Source organism: Allobosea sp. P4_H5, assembly GCF_056400825.1.
Genome location: NZ_JBFUKM010000010.1, coordinates 122,582 through 142,429 on the forward strand (window position 1 = coordinate 122,582; position 19,848 = coordinate 142,429).

The following is a 19,848-nucleotide window of genomic DNA, read 5'->3' on the forward strand; positions in this document are numbered from 1 at the left end:
CTCGGTGGGGGGCGAAGTATGACGGTCGACGGCAAAACGAGGGCGCTTGCCTATCCCACTAAGGCCTTCTTCGTCCGAATGATCACCCGGGATATTAGCTTAGACGATTGCATCCTCGACCTGATCGACAACAGCGTTGACGGCGCGTGGCGGCAGGAGGGCAGCCGGCCAATGGGGCTGGCGGACGGCGCAGACCTGTCCGCTTACCGCATTGACATCGAGGCAAGCCCCGAACGCTTCATGATCCGCGATAACTGCGGCGGCATGTCCCTAAATAATGCTGCTGATCACGCCTTTAGCTTCGGCAGAAGCTCGATGGCCGAACACGACGACTTTAGTATTGGTGTCTACGGCATCGGCATGAAGCGCGCGATGTTCAAGCTTGGCACAGACGTTCGCATTCGCAGCACTTTCCGCCAAGAAAATGGCGAGCGGCTTGCTTTCGCAGTGCCCATTAAAGTTGACGAATGGATGCAAAATGATGCACCGCCATGGGATTTTGACATCGTTGACGATGAAGAACTCGTAGAGGACGGTGTCGAGATCGTCGTAACTGGACTGACAGCCGGGTCGGAGAACTCCTTCGGCAGCCCTGTGTTCCTACAGAACCTTAGAAGAACTATTGGTCGTGATTATTCTCTCCATTTACAGCGCGGCCTTCAAATCTCGCTAAATGGCGACGCAATTCCCGGCTGGGCGATTGAATTGCGGCAGAGCGCCGACTTCGTTCCAATGCGCATTGACTATCCGGACGAGGTCGAGGGAGACCCCGTCTCGATTGAGATATTCGGAGGTATGGCAGCCGCCCCGCCCGAGAGTAATGAACCCGATGAAAGCCAGGAAGGTGATCGGCGGTTCGGTTGGTATGTAATCTGTAACGGCCGCATTGTTCTCGCGGCTGATAAATCTGCAATAACTGGTTGGGGTACAGATGGCTGGCCGCAGTGGCACTATCAGTACGCCGGCTTCATTGGGATAATTTTGTTTACAGCCGCTAAGGCATCGGCGCTGCCGTTAACGACGACTAAACGCAGCGTCGACACGTCATCAGAAGTATTTCGTCGCGCCCGCCCCCACATGCGCGAAGTCTCAAAGCAATGGATCGCTTACACAAATCAGCGCAAGCAAGCCCTCGAAGAAGCGCGGCAAAAAGAAAGCGTCGCCGTCGCAATCCCCCTTTACTCTGTAGCGAAACAGTCCGCCGTCAGACTTCCTACGCTCGTAGCTAAGCCGACAGAGAAGGTCGCAAACATCAGCTATTCGGTTCCCATCGCGCGCCTCAAGAAATTAGCGAAGGAACTAGGCAACATAAACATGCCGTATCGAGAAGTCGGCATAAAGACGTTTGACTATACCCACTCCGACTTGATCGGAGAAGACTGATGGCGTCGTTCGACGTTGTAAATTATAGCCTTAGGCCGAGCAAAAGCATTCAACGTCAGCTTGTATTTGAGGGTATAGCTCGCCTCAAGCTCGATCTTGATCTCGACCGGATGGTCTATATCGGCTTCGGCTCTATTTGGTTTACCGATTTCGTTCTTGCGCACAAGTTACTTGGCGTAGACGACATGGTTTCGATCGAGAGTAATGAAGTTGGATACAGGCGAGCTGTTTTTAATTCCCCGTACGCCACCGTAAGGGTAATTCACGGAAGGTCGTCTGATGTATTACCCACCCTTTATGACGATGACGTAATTCGTGGCAGACCTTGGCTTGTTTGGCTCGATTACGACTACCAGTTCGACGAGGGGATGCGTGACGACGTTACGGCCATCATCGAGAACGCACCGATGAATAGCATCCTCCTTGTGACCTTCAACGGTCAGGAGATGAAATACGGAGCAGGCCCCGACCGACCCCAACGCTTGCGTGAGCTGTTTGGCGCCGTTGTTCCGGATGACTTGTCGAAGCGGTCATGCCGTGACGAAAAAATGCAAGAAACGCTTGCCGACCTAGCCCGAGATTTCATGCAATCCACGGCCAACGAACTCGCGCGGCCCGGTGGGTTCATCCCTGCCTTTCGCTTAATTTATCGCGACGGTTCGCCCATGGTCACTGTCGGCGGCATCTTACCAGCTAGGGGAGCGGCAAAGGCCGCAGGAGAAGTGGTGGCAGAGCCTACATGGAATTGTAGGCCAACAATGCCCATCGTGGCACCTCACCTTACAATTCGCGAGGCCGTGGTGCTGCAAAGCCAACTTCCTCGGGGGACAAGATTGGATCGCGATCTGGTTCGATCACTGGGCTTCGATCTCGACGATGGGCAGCTTGAGGCATTCGAGACCTACTACCGCCATTATCCTGCTTTCGCGCAGATCGTTGGATAGGTTCAGATCGGCGATCGCCAGGGCGCTGGAAATGTGCGATAGGGCAGAAAAGCACACTCTAAATCGGTACTCAGCCTCGTGAAGCTTATCGATCTATTTTGCGGGTGCGGCGGGTTCTCGCTGGGTGCCCATCAAGCTGGCTTCCACGTGGCCGCCGCATACGACATCGATCCCAACCTCACTTTCTCTTTTGTTAGGAATTTCCCAGCCACAGCTGTCCATCTAGAGAACATCGCATTGCTCAAAGGTTCCGCGCTTATCGAGGCTGCGTCCGGAGCAGTCGACGGCATATTCGGCGGGCCGCCCTGCCAGGGTTTCAGCGATATTGGCCGCCGCGATGTAGATGATCCCCGACGTCAGCTTCTTAGCCATTTTTTCCGTCTCGTCGCGGAAGTCGAACCAACTTTCTTCGTGATGGAGAACGTAAGAGGCCTTGCGTACTCTGACGCTCGTCATGTGCTCGACGAGGCTTTGAAACTCGTCACGGATCGTTATGCGCTGCTGGGGCCATCCATCTGGGACGCATCCCAGTTCGGCGCTGCTACGCGTCGTCAACGCCTTTTCGTTATTGGAATCCATAAGGATCGCGGCGACGCGCTCACCGATACCGATATGGAGCGAAGGAAGGCGTCGCCGACTACCATCAAGGCCGCTATTTCTGATCTCGCGGAAGCTGTGCGCCTCGAGGACGATGATGGCTACGACGTCTGGCGGACAGGTCGAGCTGGCCGACCGTCAAAGTACGCGGCCGCTATGCGCGACGTCCATGGGCATTTCACCGGTCATTTGCAGACGGTGCACCGTCCGGAGATAGCTGCAAGGTTCGCGGCCCTGACGCCGGGCACAACCGATCCTATCGGCCGACACCCTAAGCTGTCGTGGGCTGGGCTGTGTCCCACTTTGCGTGCTGGCACAGGCTCGGATCGCGGGTCATACCAAGCGGTCCGCCCAATTCATCCCGATGAGCCACGGGTCATCACGGTCCGAGAGGCCGCTAGGCTTCAAGGCTTTCCCGATGCCCACCGATTTCATCCTACGGTTTGGCACAGCTTTAGGATGATCGGAAACAGCGTCTCACCCATTATGGCTCACGCCATATTTTCTGCGATTTCAGCGAGGCTCGGTGCAACTTCGATGCTATCCGTGGCAGCTGAGTGAGCCATGGTGGACAGACTGACGCCCGAGCGACGCTCGTGGCTCATGTCGCGAGTTGGCCAGAAGGGCACCTCTCCTGAAATGCGCGTTCGACGCGCAGCACACGCACTCGGTCTACGATTTCGTATTCATCGCGCCGATCTGCCCGGGACACCAGACCTAGTGTTCCCAAAGTATCGTCTTGCACTGTTCGTCCATGGATGTTTTTGGCATCGACATCCCGGTTGTCGAAAGGCATCAATCCCCAAGTCACGTGAGGAGTTTTGGCTCGCCAAATTCGACCGCAACGTCGAGCGGGACCGCGAGGTAGCTAATGAGCTTTCGGTTCTCGGTTGGAGAGTGGAGATACTTTGGGAATGCCAGATCAAGACGCAGGAGATGGCCACTCAACGTCTGATAGAGATATTCGCTTTGTCTCCCAAGGACCTTGCTGACGGATAGGATCGATGAAGGCCGTTTTCGATACGAAGCCCGGCTCTGGCTACGATGATGAGGTATCACAGCGATATCATTTCCCACGCCGATATGCCGGAACCGTCTTGGCGGCGACGAACGACTGGGTTGTACTTAGACGTCCGCGCGCCAACGGCGGCAATCTCGCCTATTTCGCAACCGCCAGAGTAGCGCGGGTCGATCCTGATCCCAACGCAACAAATTTGGCCTACGCACGCCTCGAAGACTTTCTCCCTTTTGATATACCCGTGCCGTGGATGGTGGGTGACAATTATGCTGAGAATGCCCTTCGGAACCTGCCGCGTCCGCAAGTCGGAGTTTATCTGCGCGGTCGCTCGGTTCGACCCATCAGTGACGATGACTTTGCTAATATCGTAACTGCCGGTCTGACAGACACCGTCAACCCCGCGAACGCGGATCGTTATGAATTGCCCGCCGATGCTGCCGATCTGGGCGGTTTTGACCCCGGCGTGCCCGCAGGTGAGCGCGCCTGGCGAATATGCGTAGCACTACAAAACCGAGTTGTACGGGACGCCAGTTTCCGCCGATCCGTGTGCCGCGCCTATGATGACCGGTGCTCTATAACAGGCCTTCGTATGATCAACATGCAAGGGCGCTCAGAAGTTCACGCTGCGCACATTTGGCCAGTTGCAGAGGGCGGTCCCGACGTCGTTCAGAATGGTATAGCACTTTGTGCGACTGCGCACTGGCTATTAGACCACCACCTCATAACGTTTTCCGACGATTACCGTTTGATACTCGCAGAAAATCGAGTGCCCAGCGAACTTCGGGCACTCTTCCAGTGCTTTCCAGATCATCCTGTACACCTTCCGAAAAGCCGGAGTGACTGGCCACACCCGTCATATCTTGCTCGCCATCGGCAGGTATTTGCACGGAAATGGCAGACAGGCGCCGCGAAATAGATTCTTTTTCGGCTAAGCTCCGCCCGGCAAGTTGCGGTTGACCGATGCAATTCCAAGCGAAAGGCCCGGTGATCGCCGAAATACGTACCCCGCCCTGTCGACAGCGTTTGAAACCGGATTCAAATCTGTTCCAGGAGCCGCTTTACTTGGATGGCAGACCACGCACCGCTCCGCGCTGTCGGTATGCGACGTGCGTTTAGGGCGGCGGCGATCTCGCGCAAGGAGGAAGCTCCAGAAGCTCGCACCTCCGCCATGATCGCGGCGAGGTCGGTCGCACGGCGCTTGACCTTGCCCTGCCGCACGGCGAGGCTGACGGCCCGGCCCTGTTTGGCCACAGCAGGAAGATTGCCTCGGTCACCGCCCAGCTTCACGCCTCGCGCCTTGGCAGCCATCAGCGCCTTCTTAGTGCGTTCCGAGATCAGCCCGGCCTCGAGTTCCGCTACCGCGAGCATCTGGCGGAGCATGAAACGCCCCGCCGGGCCTTCGATCTTCGGCAGATCGCAAAACCGGACCTCGACCCCCGCCGCCACCAATCGGGCCATGAAATCGGGATTGCGGGTAAGCCGGGATACGTTGGCGACGACGAGAGTTGCGCCCATGATCCGGCACCGGGCTAGCGCCTTGTCGAGCTCCGGCCGGTTGTCCCCCTTGGCGGTCCCGCTCTCGACCTCGACGAACTCCCCCATCAGTTCCCAGGAGCCGCCGTTGAGGAACGTACGCACTGTCTCGCGTTGGGCTTCTAGGCCGAGGCCGCTGACGCCCTGCTTGCTCGTTGAAACGCGGAGATATGAGACGAAGAATCCGTCCGCCATTCAACGTACCCTTTCGTTACATTTAAATCTACGAACGTTGCTACAAACGTAACAGAATCGACGTCGATGGCAAGGAGGATTTCGCGCGTCTGTACCGTTGAAGCCTTAGGCTTTTCGGGAATTGAGATCGCATCGTTTCAGACCGCTCTATTAGACCCGCCCCAACGGCCTTGCTCGTGCCCCACTAGACCAAGGTCTATGGAACGGTTGGGCGTGCCGTCGGGTAAATTTTCAAAACCTATCGCCAAGATCACACGCGGGTCTCAAACGCGACCAAGGAAATGCGCCGCCCGCGGGCGATCACCATAGACCGCTCAGCACGTCAGCAACGGGTGGGGAGCGGAAGTTCAGCGACACGCTCAGTTTCTGCCGACCCGCGCACAACCCGACGTTTTAGCTTTGCCTGGAAGCAGACTTCCGCCGCGCGTCAGTGGCAAACTGGTACCACACCATGAGTGATACGCCGGCCTGCGTCCCAATGCAGGCACCTTCGCCCCAATTGCGATCCCTTACCCGATTGACGTACGGGGCCTTCTCCGCATGGCCTCAACATCGCCCGGGGGCCAACCTGTCGTAGGTGCGGAGAAAGCCGGCACAGTCGTGAAAATCACGTCCGCGATGACGGGTGCGAATTTTTCCGACAGCTTCATGAGGATCGCACTTCGTAGAGCGTCCGCTTCAGCGATGCTCAGAGAGCTTTGAGTGTGATCAACAATGACATGTGCCAGAATGTAGGTCGTGCGCCCCGGCTGAAGAATGCGCACTAACACATCCTTGGGCGCAACAACTGCTAGCGCCTGCTTCACTCGGCTCGCAGCCTCTTGAACAAGTTTGTCGTCCACGCCGCGCAACAACAAAGCCGCCATGCCGCGATACGCCATCCTAAGAGGCACACCGATAGTGACCAAGACCACCAGGATCACCAATGCAGGATCCACCAGGCGAGCGGCGCTTTCCCATCCAAAAAAACTCAGCCCGATTGCGAGCAGGAATGCCACCAGCATGCCGATTGAGATAGCCGTATTCACACCCCAGTTCTCGACGTCTCCCTCAACCAGAGGGCTCGCCACTTTGGCGGCTGCCTTACGCAGAGTGAGCAACACGGCCCCGCACAACGCGAGGGCAACACCGGCATAACTCAAAGCGATTCCCGCCGAAACCGCACTCCCACCTCGACTGATGCTCAGGGCGGCATCGATCAGAGCAAAGCATCCAACACCAAGGATGAGGAGCCCCTTTATCAAATTGATGAGAGGCTCAAATTGCACGTAGCCGAAGGGATAGCGTGCATCGTCGGGGTTCTTGAGCAGACGTGCCACCCTCAATGTAAAAACCGCGGTTGCGAAAAAGCAGAGGTTGAAAGCCCCGTCTAACAGGATTGCGCCAGAACCAGTAATGAAGCCGATGGCCAATGCAGCCACGCCAACCACCAGGGCTGCAACCATCGACAGCAGCAATGCGCCTCGCTCGGTGTTCATTGCTGTGCTCCCGGTTCGCCTGCTTTCCCAACCGTACGAGGAATGGATCATAGGCCCTTTAGATACTCGTCCAGGGTTCGGTACTCGCTGGCCAACTCGGGGCGTTTTTTAGCGATTTTCTGGCCGGACACCGATGCGGCGCGCACCTCTCGGGGATTGCATCCGAACTCCTGCTTGAACGCACGGCTGAAACTCGATGCGTCTTCGAAGCAGTGCTGATCCGCAATCACATTGATCGGGCATATGTTCGAGGGATCCGCCAGAAGACCGTAACACCTCAATAAGCGCCTGTGGCGAATGTAATGCGCCACGCCTCGATCCTGCTCAAGGAGGCGATAAAGCTGCGTCCGCGACATACCTAGCTCGCGACACAATTTGTGAGCGCCAAGACGCGGTTCACGGAGGTGCTGATCAATGAACCGGCGGATCTGCTCACGCCTGGTTAGATTAACCTGAACGCCAGCCTCTTCAAGCCGGTCAGCTGATGGCAGCATGCAAGCTAGCACCATCGACCGAACCGCGCCTGCAAATCGGGCCATGTCCGACAACGCCAGATCGGGCAGGCTTTGCCGGAGAAGGAGAATGTAATCGCCCAGCAGACGACCGAGCCGGGATTCCAGAGGGGTCGCCTCAGCCGCATCGAGCAGCGACGCGAGCTCTCTAAAGGCGTCGCGGGGAAGAAAGAGATGGGTTCGCTCGTCAGCGGACCTTCGACTTGTTAGCGGCCGGCCGAGCGAAACAACGAACGGGATCTGAGGCGGCACGTTCAGGGGCAATCCAGAGGCTGAACCGACAGTCCGGCGCATTCCTATCGTGATGACCCAGTGGTCGATAGGGTTGGAACGCAGATGCGCCATCTCTCGTGTCATCGTGAGATGGGGCGCCTTGACGGTCGATACACCAAATTCCGGGAGAGACCAGGCGGCTGTTGAGCACGGGCACGCAGTCCGATTGTCGCTAACCTCGACGTCAAATATTCCGTCATACCACGCCCGCCAGGCCGTAAGCTGCTCGTTCTGCGGGAGATTATGCGTCGTGAACTGTACCGGATCCATCGGGGACACCTCCGGTCAGACAATTTACTGATGACGATAGCGCAGAACAATTTTCAAATGACTGTCACTATCGTGCGATCTTTCGCAGTTCGCCTGCCATATATCAAATGACGTTGGGATCGGGACAGCCTGTTGATTGTGGTGCCCCGTCAGTCGGATTGTCCAAAACCGGTCGCTCCGGACGTCCGCAATGCACCGCTTTTGAGCGATCAGGTCACGCCGCGAATGTTACAGTTGGGGGGAAGGCGGTCATTCCGGCGAGCAGGCCCTTGGGCCTGCCCGACACAACCATCGCTCACTGGACCTTCGTCATCGGCGGATGCTTCCATTTACCTTCGAGCGCTGCTTCCTTCGGCCAATAGAGGCGCATCGCAGCAACGAAGGGACCCTTAGGCGCCGGTAGCCAGTTAGGCTCCTTGTCCTTGCCCGGAGCCTCGTTCTGGACATAGAGCGTTAGGCCGCCATCGGCATCCTTCACCAACTTCGACAGCATCGGTGAATTGATCAGGTAGCGGTTGATCGGGTTGGCGACGAGCAGGCTCTGAGGCATCTCGTACATCGTCAGCGACCAGAACGCGTTGACAGGCGGTAGCTGGCCAGGCGCGAGGCGCACCGCGTATCGATTAGCGCCGTCGAGCTTTTGACCGGCGGAATCGACCAAATACATCGGGTACATCGCCTCCTGCTTTGAATTGCCGCCGATGCCGAGCACTGCCCCCGCCATCCGATATAGATAATTGTTCTTCAGAGCCTCACGCGTGCCGAAGAGGTCGCCGGAGGTCACTTCCCCCGTGCTAACTTTCAGTTTCTCCAATTCCGCAAGCGCGGCCCAGGCGTCGGCTACGCCCTGCTCCATGGCCGTCTTCATCTCTGGCGAGAGCGCGCCAACATCGATGGTCTTCCCTGCGCCGACCCCGATCTTGGCGAAACGCGCCATCAAATCGGTCTCGGATGGATCGGTCGGGCCGAACTGCAAAACGAAGTTCAGGATGTTGAAGAATTCAAGCGACTTCCTCTCTTCGTCTGGAGTTAGCGGCTTAATGAAATCAAGCGCCCGCGCGGCCGCTGGGGCGGGTTTGCCGAGAAAAGCCGACAGTGGCTCTGCCTTGTAGCCAGCCTGGACTTTTTTCACGTTGTCGATGTCATCGGGGCTGAAAAGCTGCGTGCGATATACCGCCAGTACAAACTCGGTCTCGGAACGGTAGACCTTCTTGATGCCTGCGGGTGTCTCGCCTCTCCAGCCCGGCCCGGCGACGAGAAAGCTGCCCCCCTCGTTGCCGGTTGTGCGGCTGCCCATGTAGTCGAAATTGAACGTGTAGGCATCGATGAGCTGGACACTGAAATAGCGACCCGCCTCCATGGTCGGCATGGTGAGCACCATTGGTTCGGCGCGTAGGTCCAGGCCGAGCCAGGAATAGGGCGTGTCCGAGTTCGGTGTCTGCACCGCCGTGTCGGCCGGCGTGTAGACACGGGGGGTGTTGATGATTTTATTGAACGGCCCCTTGTATTCGGGGTTGTTGGTATCGACGAAATAGGCGTGCTGGATGCGGTAGTCGTCGACCACCGGGAAGCCGTAAATGTAGGCCTCCTTCGCGATGGCGCGGGCTTCAGCGGGCGTTGCGTTCTGAGCGTGTGCGGGCGCGGTGCCAAGTCCTAGGAAGCTGAAAGCCAGCACCGAACCTTTCGTGAAATCGCGTCTGGTCGTGTTCATTCCATTCCTCCCAAGTGTTGAGCATAAAAAGCATCAATTCGGAGTGAGCAGGCATAGAAGACCGTCGTCAGAACGCTTGAAAGAGCTAGGCATAGTGCGGGTGCGGGCGATACGCCACCACGACCGAAGTTACCTGCGGAAACGCCGGCGGGGAAGGTCCGCTGAGGGTCGAGACCGGGCATTACCAGGTCACGTTATGGCGAAGATCAAGTATCGCAACTCTCTCGAATGCACGACTAGTCGGCGCCTGGAAGGTCCTCCGGGTAGATGTCCCAGAAGCTTGCGGCTTGATCGGCTGGGTTCATGGTCAGCAATCGGAACCACGAGCCGCCATGGCCGTATAGGGCGCTGACCGCGAGCCATCGTGTAGGATCGCTGAAACGAGCATGCAGGGCTGCGTGGCACGAGCGGCACGCCGGATGGACGCGGAGGGGACGGTCGTAGTCTTCAAGGTGAGCGAAGATGTAGCCGCGCCCGCGCGGGTCGCCGGGATCGGAGAAACCGCAGATCGAACAGCGCGCCGGGTGCGCCCAGGCGCCCGAAGCCGCAGCGGCCTTCTGGACCAGCAAGGTGGCGACCCGCTGCTCGTGCGTGAAGCCATTGTAGGTCGGGAGCCGATACGGGCGTTTGCACCTAGTTTCAAAATTTATCACGCAGAAAGCTCCCGAAGTTTTGGGCGACCGGGCAACACCCGTCTTGGGCGCGGCACACCAGCAAGAAACCGGTCGGCTGGCGCTACATCCCCTTCTTCGCGACCCCGCGCAGGAAGACACGGGCCTCCGTGCAGCCGGTGAACTTACCCATGTCGATCCAGCGATGGGTGTGCTTGGTCTGATTGCGACTGGCGAGCGCGACCATGTCAGGGTCGCTCATCTCAAAACCGAGCCTGCTGACAACGACGCTAAGCCCACTGACGTCCTCCTTGGACAGAGGATCGGTCTCGCTCGCGCAGAAGTCCTTGTAGGCCCAGTACATCGACACGAGATCGACGGCGAGAACGGGGTTCTGAGCGTTCGCAGGCGAAGCGATAGCGAGCGGTGCAGCGGTAACGGCGATCACGGCGGCGCGGAACATTGGGGCTCCTAGGCATCGCTGACACTCGGCCAGCGGTTCTGATCTCGGGGATGGGAGGGGAAGGCCGGACCCCGATGCGTGCCGGATCGCTGTAGCGACGTCACATGACTTGGGGGCGTGGGTTGCATCAAGGGCTCGGCGCCAATTACCCGTACTAAATTACGGATATAACAATCGATTACCGCAGCATGATCCGTGGTCAAGCCTGATCGCGCCGACCAGTGTCCTGCCATGGCGGGCGACATGAAATCGGCACTCGCGGCGCGTCTCAGGGATGCCCGCCGGCAGGCAAAGCTGTCTCAGGAAGAACTGGCGGAGAAGGTTGGCAGGTCCGTCGACGGCATCTCGAATATCGAGCGCGGGATCAATCTTCCCTCGCTGGACACCCTCATCGACATTTGCCGCGCGCTGTCGATCAGCGCTGCCGTCCTTGTGGAGGAGCTTCAGTCGCCGGAAAGGTCACCAGAGCGCCAGGAGCTGGAGTGGCAACTGAAAATGCTGTGCCACGGCCTTTCGGATCGCAACCTAAATCTGGCCATCGACATTATCTCGGCCATTCGACGCCAGCCTTCAAGCTGAGTATCTGATTGACGTCTGGTCGAGCGCCGAGTTCGGCCTGCTTTGTTTGCAACCCGGATCAATTTCGGAGTTGGCGCTGGCAGCAGTTAAACATCGCTCGTTTCGCCACTGGCTATAGGGCCGGTCCAGCGCCCGGTCCTGCCCGCAGGAAAGGCTTGGTCTAGTCGGTCGACTACCCACTCATAGAGGGGAGCCAAACGGTATCGCGGCGGAGGGTTCGTCCGCATTAGCCGACGCTGCTCGATCAGAACGCCCTGAGCGACAAGGCGGCTCAGACGCTCTTCGGGTATGCTTGCATCGGGAACGATGACACGGCGTGCAGCGATCAGCGCGCTGAGTGTTCGGCCGATAGCGAACGGCTCACCTTCGCAAGCAACCGACACCCGAGCCAGCAAGTCTGTAAGCCCCGCGCGAGGCGAAAAGTGCTCTGAATTGTCCTTCGGAACGAACCTCAGGGTTTCAAGGGCCTTTCTGTGGGCATGCTGCCTGATCCGCTCAAGCCGAGCAATCAGGTCTGTCACGCCGTCGTACCGGACCGTTTGCCCGATATCACCTTTATACTGAACCTCGAACCGAACGCGCGATGGCGTCTTGGCGTAGGTCGAAAACCACAGAGGCTGGCGCGTGCTCAGCCGGGTTCGGTAGGAGGCAGCATTGTGTTGATACTCGACCGTTGTACGAAGGGTCTTGCTGCTCGGCGTCCCCATCGCAGCATGGATCGACCTACCGAAGTAGGCAGCTCGATCTTGTGCCTCCGGGGCGAGGAACTCCCAATACACTTCCGCCTGAGCGATCCATTGCCTCTCGGCGAAAAGTTGAGCCGCTTCGGCCGAAATCACCCCCCGGCACGCGTAAGAGAGTTCGGCCGATACTCGTGAAAAAGCCGCGTCAAGGTAGGTTGTCAGACATTGTTGCCATCGAGCTGCAGCCCTCCCGATGTCTTCTCCATCAAGCCAATTGTCATTGTCGTCGAGCGAGCCGCGGCCGGAAACAGGCGTGGGTATCGCCAGGATGTCAGGCGCGACGCTGTCCGTTGAGACGTCGAGCGAGCGCCCGTTGTAGCGAAAGAAGCGCGTTGGATTGAGGACAAACCGACTGTGAATGCGGTGACCTTGGGGTCCAGCTTCGCGAGCAATTTCGATGACGGTCCCAGCAAGCAGGGTGCCTTCTCGACCAATAAGCTTCACGGAATGGGGCGTAGGCTGTTCGCCCTTGCGATACTCCATCACAGGTTTGTGGGCGCGCCCAGGTCGCGCAGGCCGATAGAACCTGCGCAATCGGGTCGGCAGTTCTGCGAAGTCCGCCGAGACTACCCGACCAATGCCTTCGACGACGATACGGTCGTGGAAGCCTAGCGAGAGCCTCGGATGAGGAGTTGGCTCCAGCGGCGGCGGAAGAATGCGGGTGCGCTTACGGATCACGGGAGGCGTTGCCATGCTCGCCAGCTACTGGGCGCTTCGCTACGGCGCAACTGTTTCCAATAGCCCATGCGCAGGCTGCGAGGCGCCGATCTTCCGGCGAAGCTGCTACGGCGCCGCACAATCAGGAAAGACCTCAATGGCTAGGTGTCGCACTCTCGACGATCTCGCACCCGCTTAAGTAGGAACACACGTGGGTATCAGCCCCAATCTGACGAGGTCGAGCCCCTCATAACGGACCTTGGCGATTTCGCGCGCCAGCGTGCTCGGACGCGTGCCCGATCCGTAGTCGTCCTCAGTGCTCCCGCTCGACCAACCGCCCAGCTCCCGCACACGGTCCTGTGGGATTTCGGCTTCGCGTAAAGCGTCCCGGAACGTGTGTCGGAAGGAGTGGAAGTTCTTTCGCTCGTCTTTGATCTCGACTTTGTCGAGGAAGTGAGCGAACCATTTGCTGAAATTGTCTGAGATGTAGCCGGTACTAGCGGTGGTTAAATCGGGGAAGAGACGCGCCCTTGCCGGCTGTGTCGCCCTAACCGCGGCAACATGGTCGAGGAAGCCGACCCGCTTCAACTCGGGGTGGATCGGGACGAAGCGATGGCCAGCGGCTGTCTTAACCCGCTTCACCACATCATCTTCCTCATTTTCGTTAGCCCTGACCAGAATGAGGTCGGTGCCATCCTCGACGGCAATGTCATCTTCCGTGAGCTGACAGATTTCGTTGAGACGCATCCCTGAGAAGAGCGATACCAGAGGGACCCAGAAACGGCCCCTACGCGGCCGATTGGGACCAAGCCGCCCGTAGCCCCGGCCGTCGTCCAAACAACCGCTGTAGAGGGGCGCTGCGAAGATGGCGTTGAGGTCGCCGACAGCGAAGGGAAGCCGCTTATCCTTGCGCTTCACCCCATCGCTGGCGAGGCGCAGACCCGTCGCCGGGTTCTTCTGGACGATCTGCTCCGCGACGGCGAAGTCGAGGAGGGAGACAAAGGCTGCCATATAGCTGTTGGCGGTTGTGACCGACATCGGAGTGAGCTGCCTCTCCTCAGCGATGCGCGCGACTTCCGATGCCGTCTTACCCTTGAACTTTTTTACCGTGTTGGCCGGTAAGACCTTCACCGTGTTGAGCAACTTGCGCGCCTTCTCGCGATCGATGGCAGAGACCAGCGTCTTTCCGCCGATCACGTCCTTGAACAGCCGAGCCTGGGCATCCTGCTTGCGCTTCGTTTTGGCAGAGGGCGCCGCCCGCGTCGGATCGGCATTGTACCGCTTGATCAGGTCCGCGAGTGTCACCGTGGAAATTGCAACGGGTTTCAATTCTGTCCCGGCAGACAGCCCATGGAAGTTTGGGTTGAGCGTCACTTCCGCGCGGCCGGTCAAGCGGTTCAGCAGACGCCTTTCTCGCTCGACCATTGCTGCATGGATGGCGCCCGCGAGATTTGCGCGGCCCGCAGGTTCGACCGAGCAATTCCCTGATTGGATACCGGCTTCCGCCAACAGCTTGTTGACCTCTTCGTGGACGGACATCGAGACCTCGTCGAACTGCTCGACGTGAGCGAGGTCCTCGCTGAGGTTCTGGATGACCTCTTCGTCGCCGATCTCAATCCTGCGATTAGCGCCCAACCGCTCTTGATCGACGAACCAACGGGTTGCCAGCGCCCAAACCTGTTCCTCCGTCAACACGATCTGGGTTGCCGCGACACCCGCAGCTGCCGCGCGCTGTCGCTCCAAGCTCGCGCGGGCAGTGTGAAAATCCGCTTCAACCTTGATGCGCTCGATACGAACCCGGCGCCTGGCCTCGCTTGTATCGGAGGTGCCTAAGGTCCGGCGAACTTCTCGTTTGCCGATGATTTGACGCAGCTCGTCCGGGACCCGGACCCGCAGCCACCAAGTGCTGCCGCGAAGTTGCAGATGCTCAGAGCGTCGCGCCATTCAGGGTTCGCATGCTGTTGTGTACCACGAATGTGTACCACAGAGCACGCCAAGCCGCTGCAATCAAACAATTTTTTGGGAGATCAACACGTTACGTGCGGCCTGGTGGAGCTGAGGGGATTCGAACCCCTGACCTCTGCAGTGCGATTGCAGCGCTCTCCCATCTGAGCTACAGCCCCCAGGGCGCTGGCCTTCTAGGCCCTGCGTTGCGCTCCTGTCAATTGCTTGCGGCGGGAGTTTTGTGGGTGCTTGTCGCAGAGTGCCCGGCCTTCTCGGAGATGCTGCTCGATGCGTGCCGTTCTCGACGTCGTGATGCTGGCGCTGAACCTCTATGTCTGGATCCTGATCGCCTCGGCCGTGCTGAGCTGGCTGATCGCCTTCAACGTCGTCAACACGCGCAACCAGTTCGTCTCGACGGTCTGGGATTTCCTTTACCGCATCACCGAGCCGGCGCTGCGGCCGATCCGTAACATGCTGCCCAATCTCGGCGGCATCGACATCTCGCCGATCATCCTGCTGCTGCTGATCTTCTTCATCCAGAGCGTGATCACCCGCTACATCTACCCGAACGTTTTCTAGGCTGGATGGCCGCCTGGTCGGTCACGCCGGACGGGCTCGCGCTTTCCGTCCGCCTGACGCCGCGCGGCGGGCGCGATGGCCTCGACGGCGTCGAGACGCTGGCCGATGGGCGCGACGTGCTGAAGGCCAGGGTCCGGGCGGCTCCGAGCGAGGGCGAGGCCAATGCCGCGCTGATCGCGCTGCTGGCCAAGGAGTTTTCGGTCTCCCGCTCCCAGATTTCGCTGACGGCCGGCGCGAGCGCGCGATTGAAGCGCATCCTGATTCGCGGCGACGCGCAGGCGCTGGCGGCGCGATTGCAGAAGCAGTTTTGCGAGATTTGATGCTGCGTTGCAGCAGAATCAGCTGGACGGGCTCTTGACGAGGGCCGTCGGCTTCTGGCCCAACTGAGCCATGGACCAGCCAGCCCCCCAGCCGTTCCCGCAGCGCCTGACGGAAGGCTATCGCTCCTTCCTCGATGATCGCTTCGTCCGCGAGCAGAGCCGCTATGAAAAGCTCGCCGAAAGCGGCCAGACACCGAAGATCATGCTGATCGGCTGCTGCGATTCGCGGGTCTCGCCCGAGGTGATCTTCGATGCGAGCCCGGGCGAGATGTTCGTGGTCCGCAATATCGCCAACCTGATCCCGCCCTTCTCGCCTGACGATCAGCTGCATGGCACCTCGGCCGCGCTCGAATACGGCGTCCAAGGGCTCAGGGTCGAGCATATCGTCGTGCTCGGGCATGGCCGCTGCGGCGGCATCAGGGCCTTTGCCGACGATACGCAGGGACCGCTGTCGTCCGGCGATTTCATCGGCCGCTGGATCACGCTGGTCGAACCCGCGGCCAGGCGCTCGGGCGGGCGCGGCCGAAACGAGACCCTGGACGATTATGTGGAGCGCCTCGCTTTGCTCTCGGTCCAGCAGTCGCTCGCGAACCTGCGCACCTTCCCCTGCATCAACATCCTCGAGAGCAAGGGCAGGCTGCACCTGCACGGCGCCTATTTCGCGGTCGCCAGCGGCATGTTGATGCTGCTCGATCCGCAGACCGGACAGTTCGTCCCGGCGGTCGGCGAGATGCCTAAGAAAGTGCAGATGATCCGCTGCTCGGAAGCTGCGCCGGGACAGGACGGTTGACGTCTGCTCCGGAACGGGTGAGTTTTAGTCGATCCGCCGCTTGAAACGGCGGTCGCTGGGGAAAAAATTTGCAATCCGGCATGATTTCGCCGGACAAGCATTTTTGCTGCGCCGCACCGATGACGAACCCGGAAGCTTGCGCTAGATTGCGTGCTCCCGGTCACTATCGTTGAAGCTGCATGTTCGATCGTCGTAAGCCCGCCGCCCCGGCGCCCTTCGTCACCCACGAGAATATCGAAGCCAAGGTCAAGTGGTTCGATCCGGAGAAAGGCTTCGGCTTTGCCTCTCCGGCGGACGGCTCCGGCGACGTTTTTCTCCATATCTCGGCCATCGGCCCGCAGGATCCGCAGGACCTGCAGCCCGGTGCGACCATCATCTGTGATCTCGGCGAAGGCCGGCGCGGCCTGCAGGTCGTCTCCGTCCACGAGATCGATGCCTCGACCGCAGCCCCTGCCGCGCCGCGTGGCGCCGGCGGTCCGGGTGGCGGTGGTGGCCGCCCGTTCTCGCCGCGCCCGTCGCGCGACGATTTCGGTGGCGGCGGCTACGGCGGTGGCGGCGGCTATGACCGTGGCGACCGTGGTGGCTTCGACCGCGGCGATCGCGGCGGCTTCGATCGTGGCGCCAGCGCCCCGATGGAAGGCCCGTTCGACGGCGCAGTGAAGTTCTTCAACACCGACCGCGGCTTCGGCTTCATCGCCCCCGACAAGGGCGGGCCGGACGTGTTCCTGCACGTCTCGTCGCTGAGCCGCAGCGGCCTGCAGCCGCCGATGGACGGGCAGCGCGTGCGCTTCTCGATCCGCGCCGGCAAGAAGGGCCCCGAGGCCGCGAACATCAGCTTCATCTGAGAAGCTGGTCGCGAGCGCATCTCGCCGGTCAGGCTGCATCAGCCTGACCGGTCTATGATCTTGACGCTTCGGTGAGGCGGCGGGCCGAAAGGCTCCGCCGCCTCAAACGCGTTCTAGGGCCCGGTGCGGCAAAGCGGGCAAGCTGATTTCGATCGAATCGCCGGGACGGACCTCGCCGCCCTCCAGCACGATTGCCATGACGCCGGCTTTGCGGATCAGCTTTCCGTCCGCATCGCGGCCGAGCACGGCCTTGAGCAGGCCGGGCTGGAAGGCCTCGATCTGGACGCAAGGATTGCGCAGGCCGGTGATCTCGACGAGCGCCTCGGCACCGAGCCGCAGGCGGGCGCCGGCGGGCAAAGCGAGCAGGTCGAGCCCGCGCGTGGTGACGTTCTCGCCCATATCGCCGGGCCGGAGCGAAAAACCGCCGGCGGCGAGCTCCTCGAAAAGCTCTGCATGGATCAGATGGACCTGGCGCAGATTCGGCTGCGTCGGATCGACGGCGACACGCGAGCGATGCTTCACCGTCCCGCCGCAATGGGCATCGCCTTCGACGCCGAGGCTCGTGAGCAGGCGAATCGCCGGCAGGAGCGGCTTGCTGAAGCGGTGGCCTTCATCCCGAGCTACGGCGACGATCTCAGCCATTCGTTCGGTCCTCCATCAGGGTGGCCGGTTTCTGACACGCGTTGCGGTGTTTGGGGAGGCGCTTAGATCATCGCGCATCCGGATGGATGCGGTCACGATGATCTATCACATTGTCATCGCATCGGATTCTTCCGAAAAGTGGATTCCACTTTTCGGTCCGATGCTATGCGCAACAAAAAACCGGGCCTGTCACCAGGCCCGGTCGATCGCCCCTTTGAAACGGCTGCCGCAGGTCAGTGCTCGTCGCCCTCGAGCCCGCCGACATGCTTCTGGGTGTAGAGTTCGAGGCCGATGCGGCCGATCAGGTCGAGCTGGGTCTCGAGGAAGTCGATATGGCCTTCCTCATCCTTCATCAGGGCCTTGAACAGGTCCTCGGACGGGTAGTCGCCGACATCGCGGCAGTATTTCGCCGCTTCCTGATAGAGCGCGCGCGCCTCGACCTCGGCCTTGAGGTCGCACTCGATCACTTCCTTGACGTTCTCGCCGATGCGCAGCGCGTCGAGCGTCTGGAGATTCGGGAAGCCTTCGAGGAAGAGGATGCGGTCGACGAAACGGTCGGCATGGACCATCTCCTCGATCGATTCCTTCTTCCAGGTCTTGGCCATGTCCTTCAGCCCCCAATTGTCGAGCATCCGGTAGTGCAGCCAATACTGGTTGATGGCCGTGAGCTCGGAGCGCAGGCCCTTGTTGAGGTATTCGATGACCTTCTTGTCGCCCTTCATGCCGCTCTCCTCGCAATCAACTACATTAGAATGATCCTAATGTAGAGCGGCTCGACCGGAAAGGGAAGGGCAGATTGCGCGCCTGGCGCGAGAAAACGCGTTGTGCCGGATCAGGCGGCGACGCGGTCGTCGTTCTCCTCGAGGCCGGCCATCATCAGGCCGACCGAGACATGCACGGCGCATTCGATATCGCGGCCGGCGCAGCTATGGCACTGGCTGGCGCAAGCGGCGCGCGCCTCAGCGAGCAAGGAGCGGACCTCGCGGGCGCAACGTCCGCAATCCGGGCTGCAGCCGAGGCAATCATAGGCCTCGCCCGCAGTGCGCGGACCGCTGCCGTCAGGGGCGATCGTGCCCTTGATCTGCCGGCAGGAAAGAACGTTGCAGGAGCAGACGATCACGCCCGGTGGCCCCCGGCGACCTTCGTCACCGTCTCCTCGCCATCGGCGCGACGCAGGCGCACGATCACCTCGACCGAGGAGATCATCATGCCTTCCGGCGCGACCGGCAGGCCCGAGACGTGAATCTCGGAACCGGGGATGTCGACGACGGTCTCGTCGTCCTCGTTGTAGAAGTGGTGATGCTCCGAGACATTGGTGTCGAAGAAGGTCTTCGGCCCGGAGACCGAGACCTGGCGCAGCAGGCCGGCCTCGGAGAACTGACGCAGCGTGTTGTAGACGGTGGCGAGCGAGAGCGGCTCGCGGGCGCGCAACGCCTCCTCATAGAGCATCTCGGCGCTGACATGGCGATCGCCCTTGGCGAAGAGCAGCCAGCCCAGCGCCATGCGCTGGCGGGTCGGACGCAGGCCGACGCTGCGCAGGCGTGCCTTGACCGCGCTGATCGGGCAGGCAGCCGGGGCCTTCTGCGGCCAGGGGATCTGCTCCGCCTGGGCCCGCGCCGGGCTGCCATCCTTGAGGGACAGAATGCTCATGAACGCCTTCCAACTCGAAGATCGGTGCCACTGTAGTTTAGAATTTATCTAAACTACTGATATTGTTAGTATTTTTGCCTTCTCCAAAGCCGACTGTCAATCTCTTCGCAC

The 19,848-nt window shown here is 60.0% G+C and carries 21 protein-coding genes and 1 tRNA gene; 10 read left to right on the forward strand and 12 right to left on the reverse strand.

Features of this window, described 5'->3' with window-relative positions; all coding sequences use genetic code 11:
- The first annotated feature begins 18 nt into the window (after positions 1–18).
- From AC1DS0_RS20720 to AC1DS0_RS20740, 5 genes are all read left to right on the forward strand, one after another.
- Complete coding sequence (locus tag AC1DS0_RS20720) at positions 19–1,383, forward strand: ATP-binding protein (protein WP_476816175.1); 1,365 nt, start codon at positions 19–21, stop codon at positions 1,381–1,383.
- Positions 1,383–2,327: an O-methyltransferase gene (locus tag AC1DS0_RS20725; RefSeq protein WP_476816176.1), complete on the forward strand. Its 945-nt coding sequence runs from the start codon at positions 1,383–1,385 to the stop codon at positions 2,325–2,327. The genes AC1DS0_RS20720 and AC1DS0_RS20725 overlap by 1 nt, the downstream gene beginning before the upstream one ends.
- Positions 2,328–2,405: 78 nt before the next feature.
- Positions 2,406–3,485 carry a DNA cytosine methyltransferase gene (locus tag AC1DS0_RS20730; protein ID WP_476816177.1) on the forward strand — a complete coding sequence of 360 codons (1,080 nt, stop codon included), beginning with the start codon at positions 2,406–2,408 and terminating at the stop codon, positions 3,483–3,485.
- 3 nt (positions 3,486–3,488) lie between these two features.
- Positions 3,489–3,923: a very short patch repair endonuclease gene (locus tag AC1DS0_RS20735; RefSeq protein WP_476816178.1), complete on the forward strand. Its 435-nt coding sequence runs from the start codon at positions 3,489–3,491 to the stop codon at positions 3,921–3,923.
- Between the two features lie 5 nt (positions 3,924–3,928).
- Entirely contained in the window at positions 3,929–4,858 is a 930-nt protein-coding gene (locus tag AC1DS0_RS20740) for an HNH endonuclease (RefSeq protein WP_476816179.1), read from the forward strand.
- 119 nt (positions 4,859–4,977) lie between these two features.
- Here AC1DS0_RS20740 and AC1DS0_RS20745 read toward each other — a convergent pair whose 3' ends face one another.
- The 5 genes from AC1DS0_RS20745 to AC1DS0_RS20765 form a co-directional block, all read right to left on the reverse strand.
- A complete protein-coding gene (locus tag AC1DS0_RS20745; protein WP_476816180.1) occupies positions 4,978–5,670 on the reverse strand; it encodes a recombinase family protein in 693 nt (230 codons plus the stop codon).
- 509 nt (positions 5,671–6,179) lie between these two features.
- Complete coding sequence (locus AC1DS0_RS20750) at positions 6,180–7,148, reverse strand: cation diffusion facilitator family transporter (protein WP_476816181.1); 969 nt, start codon at positions 7,146–7,148, stop codon at positions 6,180–6,182.
- 47 nt (positions 7,149–7,195) lie between these two features.
- Positions 7,196–8,203 carry a helix-turn-helix domain-containing protein gene (locus tag AC1DS0_RS20755; RefSeq protein WP_476816182.1) on the reverse strand — a complete coding sequence of 336 codons (1,008 nt, stop codon included), beginning with the start codon at positions 8,201–8,203 and terminating at the stop codon, positions 7,196–7,198.
- 295 nt (positions 8,204–8,498) lie between these two features.
- Positions 8,499–9,914, reverse strand: a complete 1,416-nt coding sequence (locus AC1DS0_RS20760) for a DUF1254 domain-containing protein (RefSeq protein WP_476816183.1) — start codon at positions 9,912–9,914, stop codon at positions 8,499–8,501.
- A 735-nt stretch (positions 9,915–10,649) separates the two neighbouring features.
- Positions 10,650–10,988: a hypothetical protein gene (locus AC1DS0_RS20765; protein ID WP_476816184.1), complete on the reverse strand. Its 339-nt coding sequence runs from the start codon at positions 10,986–10,988 to the stop codon at positions 10,650–10,652.
- Between the two features lie 243 nt (positions 10,989–11,231).
- Here AC1DS0_RS20765 and AC1DS0_RS20770 point away from each other — a divergent pair, with 243 nt between their 5' ends.
- Positions 11,232–11,567 (forward strand): helix-turn-helix domain-containing protein, encoded by a 336-nt coding sequence (locus tag AC1DS0_RS20770; RefSeq protein ID WP_476816185.1) that lies wholly within the window; start codon positions 11,232–11,234, stop codon positions 11,565–11,567.
- Positions 11,568–11,653: 86 nt separating this feature from the next.
- Here AC1DS0_RS20770 and AC1DS0_RS20775 read toward each other — a convergent pair whose 3' ends face one another.
- The 3 genes from AC1DS0_RS20775 to AC1DS0_RS20785 all read right to left on the reverse strand — a co-directional run bounded on the left by AC1DS0_RS20775 (position 11,654) and on the right by AC1DS0_RS20785 (position 15,090).
- Positions 11,654–13,003, reverse strand: coding sequence for a hypothetical protein (locus AC1DS0_RS20775; RefSeq protein ID WP_476816186.1), 1,350 nt, complete (start codon positions 13,001–13,003; stop codon positions 11,654–11,656).
- A gap of 159 nt (positions 13,004–13,162) precedes the next feature.
- Positions 13,163–14,911 (reverse strand): DUF6538 domain-containing protein, encoded by a 1,749-nt coding sequence (locus AC1DS0_RS20780; RefSeq protein ID WP_476816187.1) that lies wholly within the window; start codon positions 14,909–14,911, stop codon positions 13,163–13,165.
- A gap of 103 nt (positions 14,912–15,014) precedes the next feature.
- Positions 15,015–15,090, reverse strand: a tRNA-Ala gene (locus AC1DS0_RS20785).
- 109 nt (positions 15,091–15,199) lie between these two features.
- Here AC1DS0_RS20785 and AC1DS0_RS20790 point away from each other — a divergent pair.
- The 4 genes from AC1DS0_RS20790 (at position 15,200) to AC1DS0_RS20805 (ending at position 17,445) form a co-directional block, all read left to right on the forward strand.
- Entirely contained in the window at positions 15,200–15,490 is a 291-nt protein-coding gene (locus AC1DS0_RS20790) for a YggT family protein (protein WP_091836582.1), read from the forward strand.
- A gap of 5 nt (positions 15,491–15,495) precedes the next feature.
- A complete protein-coding gene (locus tag AC1DS0_RS20795; RefSeq protein WP_476816188.1) occupies positions 15,496–15,810 on the forward strand; it encodes a DUF167 family protein in 315 nt (104 codons plus the stop codon).
- A 70-nt stretch (positions 15,811–15,880) separates the two neighbouring features.
- A complete protein-coding gene (locus tag AC1DS0_RS20800) occupies positions 15,881–16,600 on the forward strand; it encodes a carbonic anhydrase (protein WP_476816189.1) in 720 nt (239 codons plus the stop codon).
- 179 nt (positions 16,601–16,779) lie between these two features.
- Positions 16,780–17,445, forward strand: a complete 666-nt coding sequence (locus tag AC1DS0_RS20805) for a cold-shock protein (RefSeq protein WP_476816190.1) — start codon at positions 16,780–16,782, stop codon at positions 17,443–17,445.
- Positions 17,446–17,547: 102 nt separating this feature from the next.
- Here AC1DS0_RS20805 and AC1DS0_RS20810 read toward each other — a convergent pair whose 3' ends face one another.
- The 4 genes from AC1DS0_RS20810 to irrA all read right to left on the reverse strand — a co-directional run bounded on the left by AC1DS0_RS20810 (position 17,548) and on the right by irrA (position 19,737).
- Positions 17,548–18,087, reverse strand: a complete 540-nt coding sequence (locus AC1DS0_RS20810) for an MOSC domain-containing protein (protein ID WP_476816191.1) — start codon at positions 18,085–18,087, stop codon at positions 17,548–17,550.
- Positions 18,088–18,320: 233 nt separating this feature from the next.
- Positions 18,321–18,809, reverse strand: coding sequence for a bacterioferritin (gene bfr / locus AC1DS0_RS20815; protein ID WP_092156792.1), 489 nt, complete (start codon positions 18,807–18,809; stop codon positions 18,321–18,323).
- Between the two features lie 110 nt (positions 18,810–18,919).
- Positions 18,920–19,207, reverse strand: coding sequence for a (2Fe-2S)-binding protein (locus tag AC1DS0_RS20820; RefSeq protein WP_476816192.1), 288 nt, complete (start codon positions 19,205–19,207; stop codon positions 18,920–18,922).
- Positions 19,204–19,737 carry an iron response transcriptional regulator IrrA gene (gene irrA / locus AC1DS0_RS20825; RefSeq protein ID WP_326875793.1) on the reverse strand — a complete coding sequence of 178 codons (534 nt, stop codon included), beginning with the start codon at positions 19,735–19,737 and terminating at the stop codon, positions 19,204–19,206. Before irrA ends, AC1DS0_RS20820 begins: the two co-directional genes overlap by 4 nt.
- Positions 19,738–19,848 lie beyond the last annotated feature (111 nt).

Bases quoted from the DNA above. Each gene is read 5' to 3' on its own strand.
- AC1DS0_RS20720 (WP_476816175.1), top strand. From the start codon at position 19: ATGACGGTCGACGGCAAAACGAGGGCGCTTGCCTATCCCACTAAGGCC.
- AC1DS0_RS20725 (WP_476816176.1), top strand. From the start codon at position 1,383: ATGGCGTCGTTCGACGTTGTAAATTATAGCCTTAGGCCGAGCAAAAGC.
- AC1DS0_RS20735 (WP_476816178.1), top strand. From the start codon at position 3,489: ATGGTGGACAGACTGACGCCCGAGCGACGCTCGTGGCTCATGTCGCGA.
- AC1DS0_RS20740 (WP_476816179.1), top strand. From the start codon at position 3,929: ATGAAGGCCGTTTTCGATACGAAGCCCGGCTCTGGCTACGATGATGAG.
- AC1DS0_RS20745 (WP_476816180.1), bottom strand. From the start codon at position 5,670: ATGGCGGACGGATTCTTCGTCTCATATCTCCGCGTTTCAACGAGCAAG.
- AC1DS0_RS20750 (WP_476816181.1), bottom strand. From the start codon at position 7,148: ATGAACACCGAGCGAGGCGCATTGCTGCTGTCGATGGTTGCAGCCCTG.
- AC1DS0_RS20755 (WP_476816182.1), bottom strand. From the start codon at position 8,203: ATGGATCCGGTACAGTTCACGACGCATAATCTCCCGCAGAACGAGCAG.
- AC1DS0_RS20760 (WP_476816183.1), bottom strand. From the start codon at position 9,914: ATGAACACGACCAGACGCGATTTCACGAAAGGTTCGGTGCTGGCTTTC.
- AC1DS0_RS20765 (WP_476816184.1), bottom strand. From the start codon at position 10,988: ATGTTCCGCGCCGCCGTGATCGCCGTTACCGCTGCACCGCTCGCTATC.
- AC1DS0_RS20770 (WP_476816185.1), top strand. From the start codon at position 11,232: ATGAAATCGGCACTCGCGGCGCGTCTCAGGGATGCCCGCCGGCAGGCA.
- AC1DS0_RS20775 (WP_476816186.1), bottom strand. From the start codon at position 13,003: ATGGCAACGCCTCCCGTGATCCGTAAGCGCACCCGCATTCTTCCGCCG.
- AC1DS0_RS20780 (WP_476816187.1), bottom strand. From the start codon at position 14,911: ATGGCGCGACGCTCTGAGCATCTGCAACTTCGCGGCAGCACTTGGTGG.
- AC1DS0_RS20790 (WP_091836582.1), top strand. From the start codon at position 15,200: ATGCGTGCCGTTCTCGACGTCGTGATGCTGGCGCTGAACCTCTATGTC.
- AC1DS0_RS20795 (WP_476816188.1), top strand. From the start codon at position 15,496: ATGGCCGCCTGGTCGGTCACGCCGGACGGGCTCGCGCTTTCCGTCCGC.
- AC1DS0_RS20800 (WP_476816189.1), top strand. From the start codon at position 15,881: ATGGACCAGCCAGCCCCCCAGCCGTTCCCGCAGCGCCTGACGGAAGGC.
- AC1DS0_RS20805 (WP_476816190.1), top strand. From the start codon at position 16,780: ATGTTCGATCGTCGTAAGCCCGCCGCCCCGGCGCCCTTCGTCACCCAC.
- AC1DS0_RS20810 (WP_476816191.1), bottom strand. From the start codon at position 18,087: ATGGCTGAGATCGTCGCCGTAGCTCGGGATGAAGGCCACCGCTTCAGC.
- bfr (WP_092156792.1), bottom strand. From the start codon at position 18,809: ATGAAGGGCGACAAGAAGGTCATCGAATACCTCAACAAGGGCCTGCGC.
- irrA (WP_326875793.1), bottom strand. From the start codon at position 19,737: ATGAGCATTCTGTCCCTCAAGGATGGCAGCCCGGCGCGGGCCCAGGCG.